Here is a 17,123-nt window from a genome sequence, read left to right on the forward strand (position 1 = left end):
CACCCGGACGTGTCCGGGTGGGCCGCCGTACGTGAGCGGAGCGGTGCGATCAGGTGGTGGCGGTACCGGTGCCCCCGCCGGGGCCGGCGCCGCCGCCCGGGAAGGCGGGCAGCTTGCCGGTGTAGGCGGCGATGCCCTTGACGATGGTGTCCATCACGGCGACGTCGGGCGCCTTGTCGGCGATGTCGAAGCCGAGGTGGACGGAGATCAGCGACTTGCCGTCGGCGGACGGGAACACCACGGTCTGCACGTAGCCGTCGTTGCCCTTCGCCGCGTCGACCTTCCAGCGGACCAGGTAGCCGTCCCGGCCGTCGACCTTGACCGCCTCGGACTTCAGCTCCTGGTGCGAGTTGAGGTCGTTGTACGAGTCCTTGGCGGCCTTCTCGATGTCGGCCTTGGCCGCCGCCTGGACGTCGGTGCCGCCGGTGACCACACCCGTGTTGGCGCCGCCCAGCGAGCAGCTGCCGCCCCCGTCGCAGGTGTAGGCGCCGACGCTCAGCGCGGCGAAGCCGTCCGGGGTGGTACCGCCCTGCCAGCCGGAGGGGACGGGCAGGGTGATCCGGTTCACCAGGTCGGCGGCGGTGTCACTGCCCTGGGAGGTGCCGCCGTTCCCGCCGTTGCCCTGGCCGCCGTTGCCCTGACCGTTGCCGCCGTTGCCCCGGCCCTGGCCGTTGCCCTTGCCGCCGTTGCCGTTGCCGTTGCCGTTGCCCTGACCGTCGCCGCCGTTGCCGCCCTGGCCACCGTCGTTACCGGGGCCGCCCAGGTCGGGCAGACCGCCCCACGGGCCTTCCTCGCCGATCGGCGGGGCCTGCCGCGGGGTGCGGTGCGTGGCACGCGGCTCGCCGTGGCCGTCCATCGCCAGGTAGGTGATCCCGGAGCCGGCGCCGAGGCCCAGCAGGGCCGCGACGGTGGCCGCGATCACCAGCTTGGACGGCCTGCGCCTGGTCTTGGGCGCCGGGGGTGCGATGGCGCCGTAGGCGGCGCCGAAGGGGGGCGGCTCCGGATAGCGGACCGTCGGCCCGCTCCCCAGCACCTCCCCCTCCAGCACCCGGGTCTCGGCGGTCTCGTCCGGCCCCGGGGCCGCGGGAGCCACCGGCTCCGGCGGGGCGTCCGAGGGTGCGGGCCGGGTGTCGGCCGTCCAGCCCTTACCGTCCCACCAGCGCTGCGGTCGCGGATCGCTGGTGGTGTCCTTCGGGTCCGGGTACCACCCGGCGGGAATCTGCTCGCTCACGTCAGAGAATCTAAAGGCAGCCGGATAAACGCGATATCAGCGCGACCGCCGATTCCCGGCATTCTCCATGAGATTACGGTGAGAAGGCCGAACGAAGGCCCCGATCGGCCCCGGATCAGCCCCCGGTCGGCCCCGGACCGACTCTAGACCGGGGTCACATAGGCACCGGCGATTCCTCCGTCGACCAGGAACTCGCTCGCCGTGATGAAGGACGAATCGTCGCTGGCGAGGAAGGCGACCGCGGCCGCGATCTCCTCGGGCCGGGCGAAGCGGCCGAGCGGAACGTGCACCAGCCGGCGGGCCGCCCGCTCCGGGTCCGCGGCGAACAGCTCGCGCAGCAGCGGGGTGTCCACCGGCCCCGGCGAGAGCGCGTTGACCCGGATGCCCTCGCGGGCGAACTGCACGCCCAGCTCGCGGGACATCGCCAGCACCCCGCCCTTGGAAGCGGTGTAGGAGATCTGCGAGGTGGCCGCGCCCATCCGGGCCACGAAGCTGGCGGTGTTGATGATCGAACCGCGCCCGTGCCGCCGCATGTACGGCAGCGCCGCCTTGCAGCAGAGGTAGACCGAGGTCAGGTTGACCTCCTGGACCCTGTGCCAGGCGGCCGGCTCCGTGGTCAGGATGGAGCCGTCCTCGGGCGGCGAGATGCCCGCGTTGTTGAAGGCGACGTCCACGCTGCCGTACGTCTCGTAGGCCTGGTCGAAGAGCGCCTCGACCATGTACGGGTCGGTCACGTCGGTGTGCACGAAGAGGCCGCCGACCTCCTGGGCGGCCGCCTTGCCGGTCGCCTCGTCGACGTCGGCGCACACGACCTTCGCCCCCTCGGAGGCGAGCCGGCGGGCGGCGGCCAGGCCGATGCCGCTGCCCGCGCCGGTGATCACGGCGGTACGGCCGACCAGGCGCCGGCAGACCGGGCCGTCCTTCCCGGCCGCGGCAGGCTTCTCGCTCATGGCTGGCTCCTACTCCTCGCTCCGGATGAACACGTTCTTGGTCTCGGTGAAGGGGACCAGCGCGTCCGGCCCGAGCTCCCGGCCGATGCCGGACTCGCCGAACCCGCCGAAGGGCGTCCAGTACCGCACCGAGGAGTGCGAGTTGACCGAGAGGCTGCCCGCCGCGACGCCCCGGGCCAGGCGCAGCGCGCGGCCGACGTCCCGCGTCCAGATGGACCCGGAGAGTCCGTAGCGAGTCCCGTTGGCCAGCCGCAGGGCGTCCGCCTCGCCGTCGAAGGGGAGCACCACCGCGACCGGGCCGAAGATCTCCTCCGTCGCCGCGGGCACGGTCGGGTCGGTGGGCGCGAGCACGGTCGGCGGGTACCAGAAGCCGGGGCCGTCGGGGACCGCGCCGCGGGCCAGCACCGGCAGCTCGGGGGTGACGTAGGAGGCGACCCGGCGGACCTGGGCGGCGGAGATCAGCGGGCCGAGCTCGGTGGCCGGGTCGGCCGGGTCCCCGGTGCGGACGGCCTCGACAGCGGGCAGCAGCAGGGCGAGGAAGTCGTCGAGGGCCTCGCGCTGGACCAGGATGCGGCTGCGCGCGCAGCAGTCCTGACCGCTGTTGTCGAGGAAGGACATCGGGTCGGCGGCGCGGGCGAGGTCGGCGTCCGCGAAGACGATGTTGGGGCTCTTGCCGCCGAGTTCGAGGGTGACCCGCTTGGCCTGGGCGGCGCACCGGGCGGCGACCTCCTTGCCGACCAGGGTCGAGCCGGTGAAGACGATCTTGCGGACGGCGGGGTGGTCGACCAGTGCCCGGCCGGTGGTGGCGCCGGCCCCGGGGACGACCTGGAACAGGCCCTCCGGGAGCCCGGCGGCGAGGGCGAGTTCGGCCAGCCGCAGCGCGGTGAGCGGGGTGGCCTCGGCGGGTTTGAGGAGGACGGCGTTGCCCGCGGCCAGGGCCGGGGCGAAGCCCCAGGCGGCGATCGGCATCGGGAAGTTCCACGGGGCGATCACCCCGACCACGCCGATCGGCTCGTGGAAGGTGACGTCCAGGCCGCCGGCCACCGGGATCTGGCGGCCGGTCAACCGCTCCACCCCGCCGGCGGCGTACTCCAGCAGGTCGCGGACGTTGCCGGCCTCCCGGCGGGCGTTGCCCACGGTGTGCCCGGCCTCGCTCACCTCCAGGGCGGCCAGCTCGGGGATGTGCACCTCGACCTGGTCGGCGAAGCGGCGCAGCAGCCGGGCGCGTTCGCCGGGGGCGAGCGCGGCCCAGCCCTGCTGGGCCTTGAGGGCGAGCTGGACGGCGGCGTCCAGCCGCGCCGGGGTGGTGTCCGGGACGGTGCCGAGCACCTCCCCGGTGGCCGGGTTGAGGACGGTGCTGACGGCGGGACTCCCCACGCGGCTCACATCCGCTCGAAGGAGCGGTAGCGCTCCCAGTCGGTGACGGCGCTGTCGTACGCGGACTGCTCGACCCGGGCCATGTGCAGGTAGTGCTCCACGACGTCGCTGCCGAAGGCGGCGCGGGCGAGCTCGCTCTGCGACCAGCGGTCGGCGGCCTCGCGCAGCGAGCCGGGCACCCGGGTGTACTCGTCGGCGGCGTAGGCGTTGCCCAGGCAGGGCGTGGGCAGTTCGAGCTTCTGCTGGAGGCCGTGCAGACCGGCGGCGATCATGCCCGCCACGGCGAGGTACGGGTTGACGTCGCCGCCGGGGACGCGGTTCTCCATCCGCAGGCTCGGACCGCGGCCGACCACCCGGTAGGCGCACGTCCGGTTGTCGCGGCCCCAGGCGACGGCGGTCGGGGCGAAGGAGCCGGGCCGGTAGCGCTTGTAGGAGTTGATGTTGGGCGCGTAGAGCACGCTGAACTCGCGCAGGGCGACGAGCTGGCCGGCCAGGAAGTGCCGCATGGTGTCGGTCATCCGGCCGTCGCGGTCGGCGAAGGCCGGGGCGCCGCCCGGGACGCGGAGGTCCCGCAGCGAGAGGTGGATGTGGCAGCTGTTGCCCTCGCGCTCGTCGTACTTGGCCATGAAGGTGAGTGCGCAGCCCTGCTGGGCGGCGATCTCCTTGGCACCGGTCTTGTAGACGCTGTGCTGGTCGCAGGTGGTGAGGGCGTCGGCGTAGCGGAAGGCGATCTCGTGCTGGCCGAGGTTGCACTCGCCCTTGGCCGACTCGACGACGAGGCCGGCGCCGGCCATCTCGTTGCGGATCCGGGCGAGCAGCGGCTCGACCCGGGCGGTGCCGAGCAGCGAGTAGTCGACGTTGTACTGGTTGGCCGGGGTGAGGCCGCGGTAGCCGCCGAGCCAGGCCTGTTCGTAGGTGTCGCGGAAGACCAGGAACTCCAGCTCGGTGCCGATGTCGGCGGCCAGGCCGTACTCGGCGAGGCGCTCGATCTGGCGCCGCAGCACCTGCCGGGGCGCGGTGTCGACGGGGTGGCCGCCGTGCCGGGCGAGGTCGGCGGTGACCTGGGCGGTGCCGGGCTGCCAGGGGGTGAGCCGGAGCGTGCCGAGGTCGGGGCGCATGGCGAAGTCGCCGTAGCCCGTCTCCCAGGAGGACTGGGCGTAGCCGTCGACGGTGTTGAGGTCGATGTCGACGGCGAGCAGGTAGTCGCACGCCTCGGCGCCGTGCTCGGCGACCTCGTCGAGGAAGAACCGGGCGGCGAAGCGCTTGCCCTGGAGCCGGCCCTGCATGTCGGTGAAGGCGAGCGCGACGGTGTGGATCTCGCCGGCGTCGACCAGCGTGCGCAGCTCGCCGAGGGTGAGCGGCGCGCGCGGCCGCGCGTCCGCGGCGGTGTTGTCGGGCATGACGGGACCCTCCCCTTCGCTCACTCAGCGAGATCACACGGTCACAGCGAACCGTACGGCCTGCCACGGACAGCGCGGAAGAGGGCGGACGGGTGTGGCGCGCCGATACGCGTGGTTGACGGGGTATCAGGCGGGGCTGGAGGAGAATGCCCGCCATGGATCGCAGGCCTTTCATCGGCGTCAGCACCTACCAGGTGGACGTGAGTTGGAGCGACTGGCGGAACCGCCCGGTGGCACTGGTGCCCGAGCGGTACACCGCGTACGTGCGGGATTCGGGCGGGATCGCGCTCCTGCTGCCGCCGGACTCCCCGGAGCGCGCGCCGGAGGTGCTCGCCCGGCTGGACGCCCTGGTCATCACGGGCGGACCGGACATCGACCCGGCGTACTACGGGCAGCCGCCGCACCCGCTGACCGAGGCGGACTCGCCGGAGCGGGACCAGTGGGAGTCGGCGCTGCTGCGGGCGGCCCTGGCGGCGGGCATGCCGCTGCTGGGCATCTGCCGGGGCATGCAGGTGCTGAACGTGGTCTGCGGCGGCTCGCTCGTCCAGCACCTCCCGGACGTGGTGCACCCCGACGTGCACGCCGGGACGCCCGGCAGGTACGGGGCGCACACGGTGCGGCCGGTGCCCGGGACGCTCCTCGGCGGACTGCTGCCGGAGAGCGAACTGACCGTGCCGACCTTCCACCACCAGGCGGTGGACCGGCTCGGCGCGGGGCTGCGGGTGAGCGCGCACGCGCCGGACGGCACCGTGGAGGCGGTGGAGGGGCCCGGGTTCACCCTCGGGGTGCAGTGGCACCCCGAGCAGGGGGACGACCTGCGGGTGATGCAGGCCCTGGTCCGGGCGGCGACGGCGGCCCGGACGGTCCCGCTGGAGCCGGCCGGCGCGCTCGGTTAGACCCACCCGGCCCGCCGGGCGGTCACGGCCACCGGTCCGGCGGGCCCCGCGGTCACGGCGTCGGCCGCCACGGCGGCCCGGGCGGGGCCGAGCCGTCCGACCTGCCCAATTCCCGTTTTCACTGCTCAGCGGTGGCGCGGCGGCACCGGGCGGGGGTCGCGCCGCGGCAATGACAACGGTCTCCAGTGCAGTCTTTGGATCTTCCCTCGATCTGCGGTTCACTTCGACTGCGGGGCGTTCGCCTCCCTGCCTCCACCCCCGCACGTCCAGGAAGAGGACTTCGATGGCCGGGCACGACCACTCCCACGATGATCATGCGCATGACCACCGGCACGGCGACGGGCCCGCGCGGAGCGGGCACGGCGGGCACGGTCACGGCGGGCACGGTCACGGCGGGCACGGTCACGGCGGGCACGGTCACGGCGTGGCCGCCGACGCCGACCGCCGCTGGCTGGTGAGCGCCCTCGCGCTGATCGTGGTGTTCATGGCCGGCGAGGTGGTGGTCGGCTTCGCCGCCGAGTCGCTGGCGCTGATCTCCGACGCGGCGCACATGCTCACCGACGCCGCCTCGATCGTGCTGGCCCTGGTGGCGATGCGGCTGTCCGCCCGCCCGGCCCGCGGCGGCTACACCTACGGGCTCAAGCGCGCCGAGATCCTCTCCGCCCAGGCCAACGGCGTCACCCTGCTGGTCCTCTCGGCGTGGCTGGGCTACGAGGCCGTCACCCGGCTGATCGACCCGCCGGACGTGACCGGCTCGCTGGTGCTGGTCACCGCGCTGATCGGGATCGTGGTCAACCTGGCCGCCGCCTGGTGCATGTCCAAGGCCAACCGCAGCTCGCTCAACGTCGAGGGCGCCTTCCAGCACGTGGTCACCGACCTCTACGCGTTCATCGCCACCGCCGTCGCCGGCGCGGTGATGCTGACCACCGGGTTCGCCCGGGCGGACGCGATCGCCTCGCTGATCGTGGTGGCGCTGATGCTGAAGGCCGGCATCGGCCTGGTCCGCGCCTCCGGGCGGATCTTCCTGGAGGCCGCCCCGGCCGGCGTCGACCCGGACGCGGTGGCGGACCGGCTGGTCGCCCAGCCGCTGGTGGAGGAGATCCACGACCTGCACATCTGGGAGATCACCTCCGGCCAGCCGGCCCTGTCGGCGCACATCCTGGTCACCCCGGGCGGCGACTGCCACGCCGTCCGCCGGGAGCTGCAGCGCCGGCTGGCGGGCGAGTACGGGATCACCCACAGCACCCTCCAGGTCGACCACGTCGGCGAGGACGAGGCGGGCGCGCTGCTGCAGATCACCACCCCGGCCGGTGACCTCCCCGAGCACTGCGCCGACTCGCACGGCCCGGTCCACCGCGCCGGACCGCACGAGCACTGAGCCCGGGGCGCCGAAGCCGGGACAGCGGCCCCCGGGAGCGCCGGAACCGGCGGGCTGTCGGCCGGGTACGGCATGATCTGAGACGTGACCGCACCGCGACTGATGCTGCTCGACTCCGCCAGCCTGTACTTCCGGGCCTACTACGGCGTGCCGGACTCCCTGCGCTCCCCGCAGGGCGAACCGGTCAACGCCGTCCGGGGCCTGCTGGACTTCATCGCCCGACTGGTCCAGGACCACCGGCCCGACCAGCTGGTCGCCTGCATGGACGCCGACTGGCGCCCCCAGTGGCGGGTCGACCTCGTGCCCTCCTACAAGACGCACCGGGTCGCCGAGGCGGCCGTGGACGGCGAGGAGGAGGTGCCGGACACCCTCGCCCCGCAGGTACCGGTGATCGAGCAGGTGCTGGACGCGCTCGGCATCGCCCGGGTCGGCTCCCCCGGCTACGAGGCGGACGACGTGATCGGCACCCTCACCGCCCGGGCCGAGGGCCCGGTGCAGATCGTCACCGGCGACCGGGACCTCTTCCAGCTGGTCGACGACGCCCGCGGGATCACCGTGCTCTACCCGGTCAAGGGGATGGGGAACCTCCAGGTCACCGATGACGCGCTGCTGCTGGAGAAGTACGGCGTGCGCGGCGCGCGGTACGCCGACATGGCCGCCCTGCGCGGCGACCCCAGCGACGGCCTGCCCGGCGTCAAGGGGATCGGCGAGAAGACGGCCGCCCAGCTGATCAACGAGTACGGCGACCTCCCGGCGATCCGGGCCGCCGCCCTCGACATCCGCTCGAAGCTCACCCCGGCCCGCCGGCGCAACATCGTCGAGGGCGCGGCCTACCTGGACGTCGCCCCGACCGTGGTCCGGGTCGCCGCCGACGCACCGCTGCCGCCCTTCGACCCGGCCCTCCCGCGCGAGCCGCTGGACCCGATGACCCTGGAGGAGCTCTCCGCCCGCTGGGGCCTCGGCACCTCCCTGGAGCGCGTCCTGGCCGTCCTCGCGGCGCGCTGACACCCCGGCAAGCACGAAGCGGGCCCGTCGTCGATGACGACGGGCCCGCTTCGGCGTACGCCCCTCAGCCCACCGAGGAGTAGGCGATGATGCCGCGGCGGAGGCCGTCGACGGCCTTGCGGGCCGTCCGGCGGAGCTCGGCGTCCTCGCCGGCGGCGTCCTGGATCTGGCCGAGCACGTCGATCAGCTGCTTGGTCCAGCGGACGAAGTCACCGGCCGGCATGTCGGCGTCGCGCAGCACCGAGTCCAGGTTGTGGCCGAGGGCCCAGCGGTACGCGGCCCAGGCGAAGCCGACGTCCGGCTCGCGCTGCCCGACGCCCTCGGCGGTGTTGATCCGGTGCTGCTCCTCCAGGGCGTCCAGGTGGCCCCAGATCCGGATCATCTGGCCGAGTGCCTCCTTGGTGCCGCCCTCGGGCACCCGGGGGGCGGCGGCGTCGTCGGACTGCCGGGACTCGTAGACCAGCGCCGAGGCGCAGGCCGCCAGCTCGGCGGCGGCCAGGCCGCTCCAGACGCCCTCGCGGATGCACTCGGAGGCGAGCAGGTCCAGCTCGCCGTAGAGCCGGCCGAGCCGCTTGCCGTCGTCGGTGACGGTGTCGCCCCGGAGGTAGCCGAGGTCGGTGAGCAGGCCGCAGACCCGGTCGAAGGTGCGGGCGATGGTGTGGGTGCGGGAGCGCATCCGGCGCTCCAGCTGCTCGGTGTCGCGGTGCAGCCGGTGGTAGCGCTCGGCCCAGCGCGCGTGGTCCTCGCGCTCGTCGCAGCCGTGGCACGGGTGCTGGCGCAGGGCGGCGCGCAGCCGGCTGATCTCCGCGTCGTCGGCGGCGGCCGCGCGGCCCTTGCGGAACCGCTCGGGCTCCAGGTGACCGGCCTTGGTGCGCAGCGCGGAGGCGAGGTCACGCCGGGACTGCGGGCTGCGCGGGTTGAAGGACTTGGGGATGCGCACCCGCTCCAGGGCGGCGACCGGGTGCGGGAAGTCGATCATGGCGAGCCGCTTGACCTGCCGCTCGGCGGTGAGCACCACCGGGCGCGGGCCGTCCTGGAAGTCGGGGTGGCGCGCGCCGACCCGGCCGTTGCGGCTGACCGGCGGCAGGCCCGGGTCGAGGACGAGCGCGAGACCGGCGAACTTGCCGGTGGGGACGTGGATGACGTCGCCCGGCTTGAGCTGCTCGATGGACTCGACGGCGGCCGCGCGGCGCTGGCTGCTGCCCTCGCGGGCCAGCTCGTTCTCGCGGTCCTTGAGCTGGTGGCGCAGGCCCATGTACTCGTCGAAGTCGCCCAGGTGGCAGGTCATGGACGCGCGGTAGCCGTCCAGGCCCTCCTCGTTGCGCTGGACCTGGCGGGCGATGCCGACCACCGAGCGGTCCGCCTGGAACTGCGCGAAGGACGTCTCCAGCAGCTCGCGGGAGCGGTGCCGGCCGAACTGCGAGACCAGGTTGACGGCCATGTTGTACGAGGGCCGGAAGGACGACTTCAGCGGGTAGGTGCGGGTGCCGGCCAGGCCGGCCAGCGCCTCCGGGTCGAGCCCGCGCTGCCAGAGCACCACGGCGTGGCCCTCGATGTCGATCCCGCGGCGGCCGGCCCGGCCGGTGAGCTGGGTGTACTCGCCGGGGGTGATGTCGGCGTGCGTCTCGCCGTTCCACTTGACCAGCTTCTCCATGACCACCGAGCGGGCGGGCATGTTGATGCCGAGGGCCAGCGTCTCGGTCGCGAAGACGGCCTTGACCAGACCCTTCACGAAGAGCTCCTCGACCACCTCCTTGAACCGCGGCAGCATCCCCGCGTGGTGGGCGGCGATGCCGCGCTCCAGCCCGTCGAGCCACTCGAAGTAGCCGAGGACGTGCAGGTCCTCGTCGGGGATGTCGGCGCAGCGCTCCTCGACGATGGCCCGCACCCGGCCCCGGTCCTCCTCCTTGTTGAGGCGCAGCCCGGAGCTGAGGCACTGCTGGACGGCGGCCTCGCAGCCGGCCCGGCTGAAGATGAAGGTGATCGCGGGGAGCAGGCCCTCGGCGTCGAGCCGGTCGATGACGTCGACCCGGCCGGGCGTCCAGACCTTGCCCGGGCGGCCGTTGGGCATCGAGCGGCCCCGGCCGCGGCCGAACCGGTCGCGCGGGTTGCGGTCCAGCTCGGAGCGGGCGAGCCGGACCAGCTCGGGGTTGACGGCCTTGGCCGGGTTGCGCGGGGCGTCCTTGGGGCGGCCGTCGCGGTCCGGGTTGGCGAACAGGTCGTACATCCGGTTGCCGGCCATGACGTGCTGCCACAGCGGCACCGGGCGGTGTTCGGAGACGATCACCTTGGTGCCGCCGCGCACGGTGTCCAGCCAGTCGCCGAACTCCTCGGCGTTGGAGACGGTCGCGGAGAGCGAGGCCAGCACCACCGACTCGGGGAGGTGGATGATGACCTCCTCCCAGACGGCGCCGCGGAAGCGGTCGGCGAGGTAGTGCACCTCGTCCATCACCACGTAGCCGAGGCCGTTGAGCGAGGAGGAGCCGGCGTAGAGCATGTTGCGCAGCACTTCGGTGGTCATGACCACCACGGGGGCGTCCCCGTTGACGCTGTTGTCACCGGTCAGCAGGCCGACCTTGGCCGCGCCGTAGCGCTTGACCAGGTCCCCGTACTTCTGGTTCGAGAGCGCCTTGATGGGCGTGGTGTAGAAGCACTTGCGCCCGGACTGGAGGGCGAGGTGCACGGCGAACTCGCCGACGATCGTCTTGCCGGAGCCGGTGGGCGCGGCGACCAGGACGCCGTCGCCGCCCTCCAGCGCCCGGCAGGCCTCCAGCTGGAAGTCGTCCAGCGGGAAGTCGTAGAGCTGCTGGAAGCCGTACAGGGCGCTGGCCTGCTCCTTGGCCCGGCGGCGGAAGGCCGCGTACGCCTCGGCGGGGCTGAGCTCCCGGTCTTCGGGCTGCTCGGGCTCAGGGGTGTTCATCGCCGTCCGGGTGTGATTGGTGTGATCTCGCATCTCAGCGAGAGGTTACCCGGGAGGACTGACATCGATAGCACCGATTTTTCGCGCTACCGGATCGGTTCTCTCTCACATCCATAGTTGCAAATGTCTTCAAGCAGCGACGAAGCGGCCATCTTCGAACGTCTCCGGTCATTCCCGGTGCCACGCCGTCCCCTCTCCCTACATTCGGTCCCACAGCCACCACGCAGGGGAGTCCCCCGCTCACAGGAGGAGAAGACGATGGCGAACCTGGAGACCTCGCTCAAGGAGGCCATGGCGATCGAGGGCGCGATCGGCGTGGCCCTGGTCGACTACGGCAGCGGCATGGCGCTCGGCACCCTCGGCGAGGGCGGCGAGCTGGACCTCAACGTCGCCGCCGCCGGCAACACCGACGTGGTCCGGGCCAAGATGCGGGCCATGGAGCTGCTCAACCTCCATGACAACGAGATCGAGGACATCCTGGTCAGCCTCACCAGCCAGTACCACCTGCTCCGGCCGCTCACCATGCCGAACGGCCGGGGGCTCTTCCTGTTCCTGGCGCTCAACCGCAGCCGCGCCAACCTGGCGATGGCCCGCCACCACCTCAAGCGGATCGAGGTCGGACTGGAGATCTGACCGGGCCGGGCACCAGGAAAGGAGCGCTGTGGCGGTCGCGCTGTACCAGGCCAAGGCCGAGTTCTTCCGGATGCTCGGCCACCCCGTCCGGATCCGGGTGCTGGAGTTGCTGCAGGCCGGACCGACGCCCGTCCGCGACCTGCTGGCCGAGCTGGCGATCGAACCCTCCAGCCTCTCCCAGCAACTCGCCGTGCTGCGCCGGTCCGGCATCGTCACCGCCACCCGGGAGGGCAGCACGGTGGTGTACGCGCTGTCCGGGACCGAGGTCGCCGACCTGCTGCTCACCGCCCGGCGGATCCTCACCGGGCTGATCGCCGAGCAGAGCGTCCTGCTCGCCGAACTCCGCGCCGACGCCGACTGACGCCCGGCCCGACGGCCCCAGGACGCCGCATCACCTCACATCCGCAGGTGATGTGTGACATTTCACATGACGCCCTACTGGTCCGGGAAGGCACCTCCCGGCGACCATCGGGCCGTGACCCTCACCGATCCCTTCCTCGACCTCAGCGCCCGCACCGGCCGCTTCGGCCACGGCGCCCCGCGCGCGCTCACCCTCAGCGAGGACGGCACCCGACTGCTGCTGCTCCGCTCGGCCGGCCCGCAGGACCGGGTCGACCGGCTCCACCTCCTCGACCTCGCCACCGGCGAGGAACGCCTGGTCGCCGACCCCGCCGTGCTCGCCCCGGGCCGCGGCGGCGACCGCGACGACCTGCCCGCCGTCGAGCGGCGGCTGCGCGAACGGACCAGGCTGACCGCCGCCGGTATCGGCACCTTCGCCGCCACCGCCGACCTCGCGGTCGCCGTGTTCACCCTGGACGGCCGACTCTTCCGCGCCGACACCACCGCCGGCACCTGCGCCGAACTCCCGGTGGCCGGAGCGGCCTTCGACCCGCGCCCCGACCCGGCCGGCCACCGCGTCGCCTACGTCGCCGACGACGCCCTCCACGTCACCCCGGCGCCCGCCCCGCTGAGCCCCGCCGACGGCGCCCGCTGGGGCGTCGCCGAGTTCGCCGCCGCCGAGGAGCTGGGCCGCGCCCGGGGCCACTGGTGGCGCCCGGACGGCGGCGCGCTGCTGGCCACCCGGGTGGACGAAGCCGCCCTGCCCCGGCGCTACTTCGCCGACCCGGCCCACCCGGACGAGCGGCCCGAGGACTTCGCCTACCCGCAGGCCGGCGGGCCCAACGCGGACGTCCAGCTCTGGGTCCTCGACCTGGACGGCGCCCGGACCCGGCTGCGCTGGGACGCCGAGGCGTTCCCCTACCTCTGCGCGGCCGATTGGGCCGGCACCGGGGAGGTCCTGCTCACCGTCGCCGACCGCCTCCAGCAGAACGTGCTGCTGCTCACCGCCGACCCGGCCACCGGCACCACCCGTGAACTCTCTCGCACCACCGACGAGTTCTGGGTGGACGACCTGCCCGGCACCCCCGCCCGGCTGGACGGCGGCCGGCTGCTCACCGCCCACGACACCCCCGCCGCACGCGGCCTGGCCGTGGACGGCAAGCCGCTGGACACCACCGGCCTGCAGATCCGCCGGGTGGTCGGGCGGCTGCGCGGCAGGCTGCTCTGCGAGACCGGCCAGGGCGACCCCGCCGACCAGTACGTCCACCTGGTCGACCCGGACGGCGGCGCCCCCGAGCCGGTCAGCTCCGGCCCCGGCGTGCACTCCGCGCTGGCCGCCGCCGACACCCTGCTGCTCGTCTCGGCCGGCCCCGACGGCGTCCGCCGCCGGCTGACCGGCCCCTGGGGCGAGGCGGCGCCCACCGACCTGTCCGCCGCCCTGCCGTACCGGGTCGAACCGCGGCTCGCCCGGGTCACCGAACACGGCCTGCCCACCGCCGTGGTGTACCCGCGCGGCCACCTGCCCGGCCGGCGGCTGCCCGTCCTGCTCGACGTCTACGGCGGCCCGGGCTACCAGGCGGTGGCCAACGAACCGCGCCGCTGGCAGCTCCGCCAGTGGTGGGCCGACCAGGGCTTCGCGGTGGTCACCACCGACAACCGGGGCACGCCGTTCGTCTCCCCCGCCTTCACCCGGGCGATCTTCCGCCGCTTCTCCGCGGCCGCGCTGGAGGACCAGGTCGCCGCGCTGCACGCGCTCGCCGCGGACCACCCCGACCTCGACCTGGGCCGGGTGGGCGTGCGCGGCTGGTCCTACGGCGGGTACTTCGCCGCACTCGCCGTGCTGCGCCGCCCGGACGTCTTCCACGCCGCCTGCGCGGGCGCGCCGCCCACCGACTTCCGCCGGTACGACACCGCGTACACCGAGCGCTACCTCGACCTGCCGCAGCACAACCCCGAGGGCTACGCGGCGGACTGCCTGATCGACGACGCGCCGTCGCTCACCCGGCCGCTGCTGCTGATCCACGGCCTGGCCGACGACAACGTGCACCCCTCGCACACCCTGCTGCTCTCCCGGGCGCTCACCCGGGCGGGCCGCCCGCACAGCGTGCTGCCGCTGCCGGGCGTCACCCACATGACCCCGGACGGGGTCGGCGAGCAGGTCACGGCGGCCGAACTCGCCTTCCTGCGGGGCGCCCTGGGGTAGCGGCGGCGGGGCACGCCGGGGCGTCGACGCCCGGATGCCCGCCACCGCAGGACCACGACCGGCCGCTCCCACGGGGGCGGCCGGTCGCGCGTCCGGCCCGTCGCCCCGTCCCATCCCTTCCGTGTGACCCATGACATGTGAAATATTACCTGCGCTCCACCGACTGTTTCCCGACTCCCCAGACTCCCCAATCCACCCACCGTCCGGAAAGGACCGGTCAGTTGCGCAGACTGTCCGCGGCACTCGCGGCCGCGCTCACCACGAGCGCGATAGCGGCCTCCCTCCTCGGCACCCCCGCCCAGGCCGCTCCCCCCTCCCCCGCCCTCACCGCGGCCGCCGCCGCCCAAGGCGCCGAGGAGGGCGGCGCCGAGGCCCCGCCCGGCCCGCTCGCCCCCCAGGAACGCGAGCGCCAGTCGCTTCGCACCAAGGCCCTGGAACAGGTCAACAAGGGCTCCGTGGCCAAGACTTCGCAGAAGCGGGCGCCCGCCAGGGTGAAGATCGGCAACGACTACGTCCAGCTCGCGCAGCAGCGCACGGACAAGGTCTTCGTGATCCTCGCCCAGTTCGGCGACCAGGTGGACAACACCACCGAGTACAACGGGCAGCCCCGCTACGGCGGCACGCCCGGCCCGCAGCACAACGCGATCCCCAAGCCGGGCAGGAGCGACAACCACACGCTCTGGTCCAAGGACTTCGACCGCGACTACTACCAGCAGTTGTTCTTCGACGACGCGCCCGGCGCGGTCTCGATGCGCAACTACTACCGCACCCAGTCCTCCGGCCGCTACGACGTCGAGGGCACGGTCAGCGACTGGGTCACCGTGCCGTACAACGAGGCCCGGTACGGCAGCAACAAGGGCCCCCAGGGGTCCGGCGCCTGGACGCAGGGGCAGGAGTTCGTCCGGGACGCGGTCAAGGCCTGGTACGACGGCCAGGTCCGCAAGGGCCGCTCCGCCGCGGACGTCAAGGCCGAGCTGGCCCAGTACGACGTCTACGACCGCTACGACCACGACAAGGACGGCGAGTTCAGCCAGCCGGACGGCTACCTGGACAACGTCATCGTGGTGCACGCGGGCGTCGACGAGACCTGGGGCGGCGGGGCGCAGGGCGCCGACGCCCTCTGGGCGCACCGCAGTTGGGCCTTCCCGGACCCGGCCGGCCAGACCGGCCCGGTGGGCAACCGGATCGGCGGCGCCCCGGTCGGCGACACCGGCCTGTACGTCTACGACTACGTGCAGGGCGGCGAGAACAGCGGCGTCGGCCTGTTCGCCCACGAGTTCGGCCACAACCTCGGCCTGCCCGACCTGTACAGCACCACCGGCGGCGACAACAGCGTCAACTTCTGGTCGCTGATGTCCTCCGGCTCGTACCTCGGCAAGGGCAAGAACACCACCGGCGGCTACCCCGGTGACCTCGACGCCTGGAGCAAGCTGCAGTTCGGCTGGCTCGACTACGACGAGGCGCAGGCCGCCACCCGCTCCAGCCACGCGCTCGGCGTCAGCGGCTACAACACCGACCAGGCCCAGGCGGTGCTGGTGCACCTGCCCGACGGCACCACCAGCACCGACCTGGCCGACCCGAACCAGGGCGCCAACCACTGGTGGAGCGGGACGGGCGACAACCTGGACAACTCGCTGGCCCGGACGGTCGACCTGCGCCCGGTGAGCGGACCGGTCACGCTGACCGCCGCCACCTGGTACGACATCGAGCAGGACTACGACTTCCTCGCGGTCGAGGCCTCCACCGACGAGGGGAAGACCTGGAAGGCGCTCGGCGGCACCGTCGACGGCACGCCGATCGGCAACACCACCGCCAACACCCCCGGTCTGACCGGCACGTCCGGCGCCTACCGGCAGCTGTCCGTCCCGCTGGACGGCTACGCGGGGCAGCAGGTCCGGCTGCGCTTCCACGTCACCTCGGACAACAACACCCACGGCCGCGGTGTCCTGGTCGACACCGTCCGGGTCGCCGCCGGCGCCACCGAGCTCTTCGCCGACGGCGCCGAGAACGGGGCCAACGGCTGGACCGCGACCGGGTTCTCGGTGGTCACCGGCCGCACCGCGGTCACCTCGCACCCGCGCGCCTACCTGGTGGAGAACCGCCGGTACGCGGGCTACGGCGCCTTCCTGAAGACCGGCCCGTACAACTTCGGGTACACGGGCGTCGACGGCAAGAAGGACATCGTCGACACCTACCCCTACCAGGAGGGCGTGCTGGTCTGGCTCTGGGACACCGGGTACGGCGACAACAACACCAAGGACCACCCCGGCGGCGGGCTGATCCTGCCGGTCGACGCCCACCCGGCGCCGATCCGGTTCGCCGACGGCACGCTGGTCAACGCCCGCGCGCAGACCTTCGACGCGACCTTCTCGCTGAAGCGGACCACCGGCTTCACCCTGCACAAGGCCGGCGTCCCGGTGCGGATCGGCGCCGAGCCGGCCGTCGCCGCCTTCAACGACCGCACCGGGGTCTACTCCGACCCCGCCACGCCGCAGCTCGGCGTGAAGGTGCCGGACACCAACACGAAGATCGAGGTCGTCCGCGAAGCCCAGGACGGCCGGATCACCACCGTCCGGGTGGGCCCGGCCTCCTGAGACCCTCCCCCGCACGTACCGCACCACGGCCGTGGCCCCCGGATCCGTCCGGGGGCCACGGCCTCGCGTCGTCCGGGGCCGGGCGCGACCGCGGGGGCGGCCGGGCTCCGCGACCCGCCGGCCGCCCGGCCCGGTCCGCACCGACCACGCCGGGCACCGCGTCCGCACCCGCCCCCACCGGCCGGCCGGCCCCCGAC

At 73.5% G+C, this 17,123-nt stretch carries 12 protein-coding genes; 7 read left to right on the forward strand and 5 right to left on the reverse strand.

Annotated features, from left to right (window positions below):
- Positions 1-49 precede the first annotated feature (49 nt).
- From ACFWA9_RS15260 to ACFWA9_RS15275, 4 genes are all read right to left on the reverse strand, one after another.
- Positions 50-1,231, reverse strand: coding sequence for a DUF2510 domain-containing protein (locus ACFWA9_RS15260; RefSeq protein WP_380387313.1), 1,182 nt, complete (start codon positions 1,229-1,231; stop codon positions 50-52).
- 143 nt (positions 1,232-1,374) lie between these two features.
- Positions 1,375-2,181, reverse strand: a complete 807-nt coding sequence (locus ACFWA9_RS15265) for a 3-oxoacyl-ACP reductase (RefSeq protein WP_380387316.1) — start codon at positions 2,179-2,181, stop codon at positions 1,375-1,377.
- 9 nt (positions 2,182-2,190) lie between these two features.
- The gene (locus ACFWA9_RS15270; protein ID WP_380387319.1) at positions 2,191-3,558 is read right to left on the reverse strand and encodes an aldehyde dehydrogenase family protein; all 1,368 of its coding nucleotides are present in this window, start codon (positions 3,556-3,558) and stop codon (positions 2,191-2,193) included.
- 5 nt (positions 3,559-3,563) lie between these two features.
- Entirely contained in the window at positions 3,564-4,958 is a 1,395-nt protein-coding gene (locus tag ACFWA9_RS15275) for a glutamine synthetase family protein (RefSeq protein ID WP_380387322.1), read from the reverse strand.
- 155 nt (positions 4,959-5,113) lie between these two features.
- Here ACFWA9_RS15275 and ACFWA9_RS15280 point away from each other — a divergent pair, with 155 nt between their 5' ends.
- The 3 genes from ACFWA9_RS15280 (at position 5,114) to ACFWA9_RS15290 (ending at position 8,237) form a co-directional block, all read left to right on the forward strand.
- Positions 5,114-5,854, forward strand: a complete 741-nt coding sequence (locus ACFWA9_RS15280) for a gamma-glutamyl-gamma-aminobutyrate hydrolase family protein (protein WP_380387325.1) — start codon at positions 5,114-5,116, stop codon at positions 5,852-5,854.
- Between the two features lie 283 nt (positions 5,855-6,137).
- A complete protein-coding gene (locus tag ACFWA9_RS15285; RefSeq protein WP_380387328.1) occupies positions 6,138-7,232 on the forward strand; it encodes a cation diffusion facilitator family transporter in 1,095 nt (364 codons plus the stop codon).
- 102 nt (positions 7,233-7,334) lie between these two features.
- On the forward strand, positions 7,335-8,237 hold the full coding sequence (locus ACFWA9_RS15290) for a 5'-3' exonuclease (protein WP_329492052.1): 903 nt from the start codon (positions 7,335-7,337) through the stop codon (positions 8,235-8,237).
- Between the two features lie 64 nt (positions 8,238-8,301).
- Here the strand turns inward: ACFWA9_RS15290 and ACFWA9_RS15295 are convergent, their stop codons facing one another.
- Positions 8,302-11,157 carry a DEAD/DEAH box helicase gene (locus tag ACFWA9_RS15295; RefSeq protein ID WP_380387331.1) on the reverse strand — a complete coding sequence of 952 codons (2,856 nt, stop codon included), beginning with the start codon at positions 11,155-11,157 and terminating at the stop codon, positions 8,302-8,304.
- Positions 11,158-11,415: 258 nt separating this feature from the next.
- On the opposite strand from ACFWA9_RS15295, the gene ACFWA9_RS15300 reads away from it, so the two are divergent.
- The 4 genes from ACFWA9_RS15300 to ACFWA9_RS15315 all read left to right on the forward strand — a co-directional run bounded on the left by ACFWA9_RS15300 (position 11,416) and on the right by ACFWA9_RS15315 (position 16,926).
- A complete protein-coding gene (locus ACFWA9_RS15300) occupies positions 11,416-11,790 on the forward strand; it encodes a hypothetical protein (RefSeq protein ID WP_329486893.1) in 375 nt (124 codons plus the stop codon).
- A gap of 28 nt (positions 11,791-11,818) precedes the next feature.
- Complete coding sequence (locus tag ACFWA9_RS15305; protein ID WP_352290973.1) at positions 11,819-12,151, forward strand: metalloregulator ArsR/SmtB family transcription factor; 333 nt, start codon at positions 11,819-11,821, stop codon at positions 12,149-12,151.
- A 114-nt stretch (positions 12,152-12,265) separates the two neighbouring features.
- A complete protein-coding gene (locus ACFWA9_RS15310) occupies positions 12,266-14,332 on the forward strand; it encodes a prolyl oligopeptidase family serine peptidase (protein ID WP_380387335.1) in 2,067 nt (688 codons plus the stop codon).
- A 221-nt stretch (positions 14,333-14,553) separates the two neighbouring features.
- On the forward strand, positions 14,554-16,926 hold the full coding sequence (locus tag ACFWA9_RS15315) for an immune inhibitor A domain-containing protein (RefSeq protein WP_380387338.1): 2,373 nt from the start codon (positions 14,554-14,556) through the stop codon (positions 16,924-16,926).
- Positions 16,927-17,123 lie beyond the last annotated feature (197 nt).

Origin of the sequence: Kitasatospora sp. NPDC059973 (assembly GCF_042737525.1) — a bacterium.
Lineage (GTDB): Bacteria > Actinomycetota > Actinomycetes > Streptomycetales > Streptomycetaceae > Kitasatospora.

Coding starts and splice junctions, on each gene's coding strand:
- ACFWA9_RS15265 (WP_380387316.1), bottom strand. CDS start 2,181: ATGAGCGAGAAGCCTGCCGCGGCCGGGAAGGACGGCCCGGTCTGCCGG.
- ACFWA9_RS15275 (WP_380387322.1), bottom strand. CDS start 4,958: ATGCCCGACAACACCGCCGCGGACGCGCGGCCGCGCGCGCCGCTCACC.
- ACFWA9_RS15280 (WP_380387325.1), top strand. CDS start 5,114: ATGGATCGCAGGCCTTTCATCGGCGTCAGCACCTACCAGGTGGACGTG.
- ACFWA9_RS15285 (WP_380387328.1), top strand. CDS start 6,138: ATGGCCGGGCACGACCACTCCCACGATGATCATGCGCATGACCACCGG.
- ACFWA9_RS15290 (WP_329492052.1), top strand. CDS start 7,335: ATGCTGCTCGACTCCGCCAGCCTGTACTTCCGGGCCTACTACGGCGTG.
- ACFWA9_RS15295 (WP_380387331.1), bottom strand. CDS start 11,157: ATGAACACCCCTGAGCCCGAGCAGCCCGAAGACCGGGAGCTCAGCCCC.
- ACFWA9_RS15300 (WP_329486893.1), top strand. CDS start 11,416: ATGGCGAACCTGGAGACCTCGCTCAAGGAGGCCATGGCGATCGAGGGC.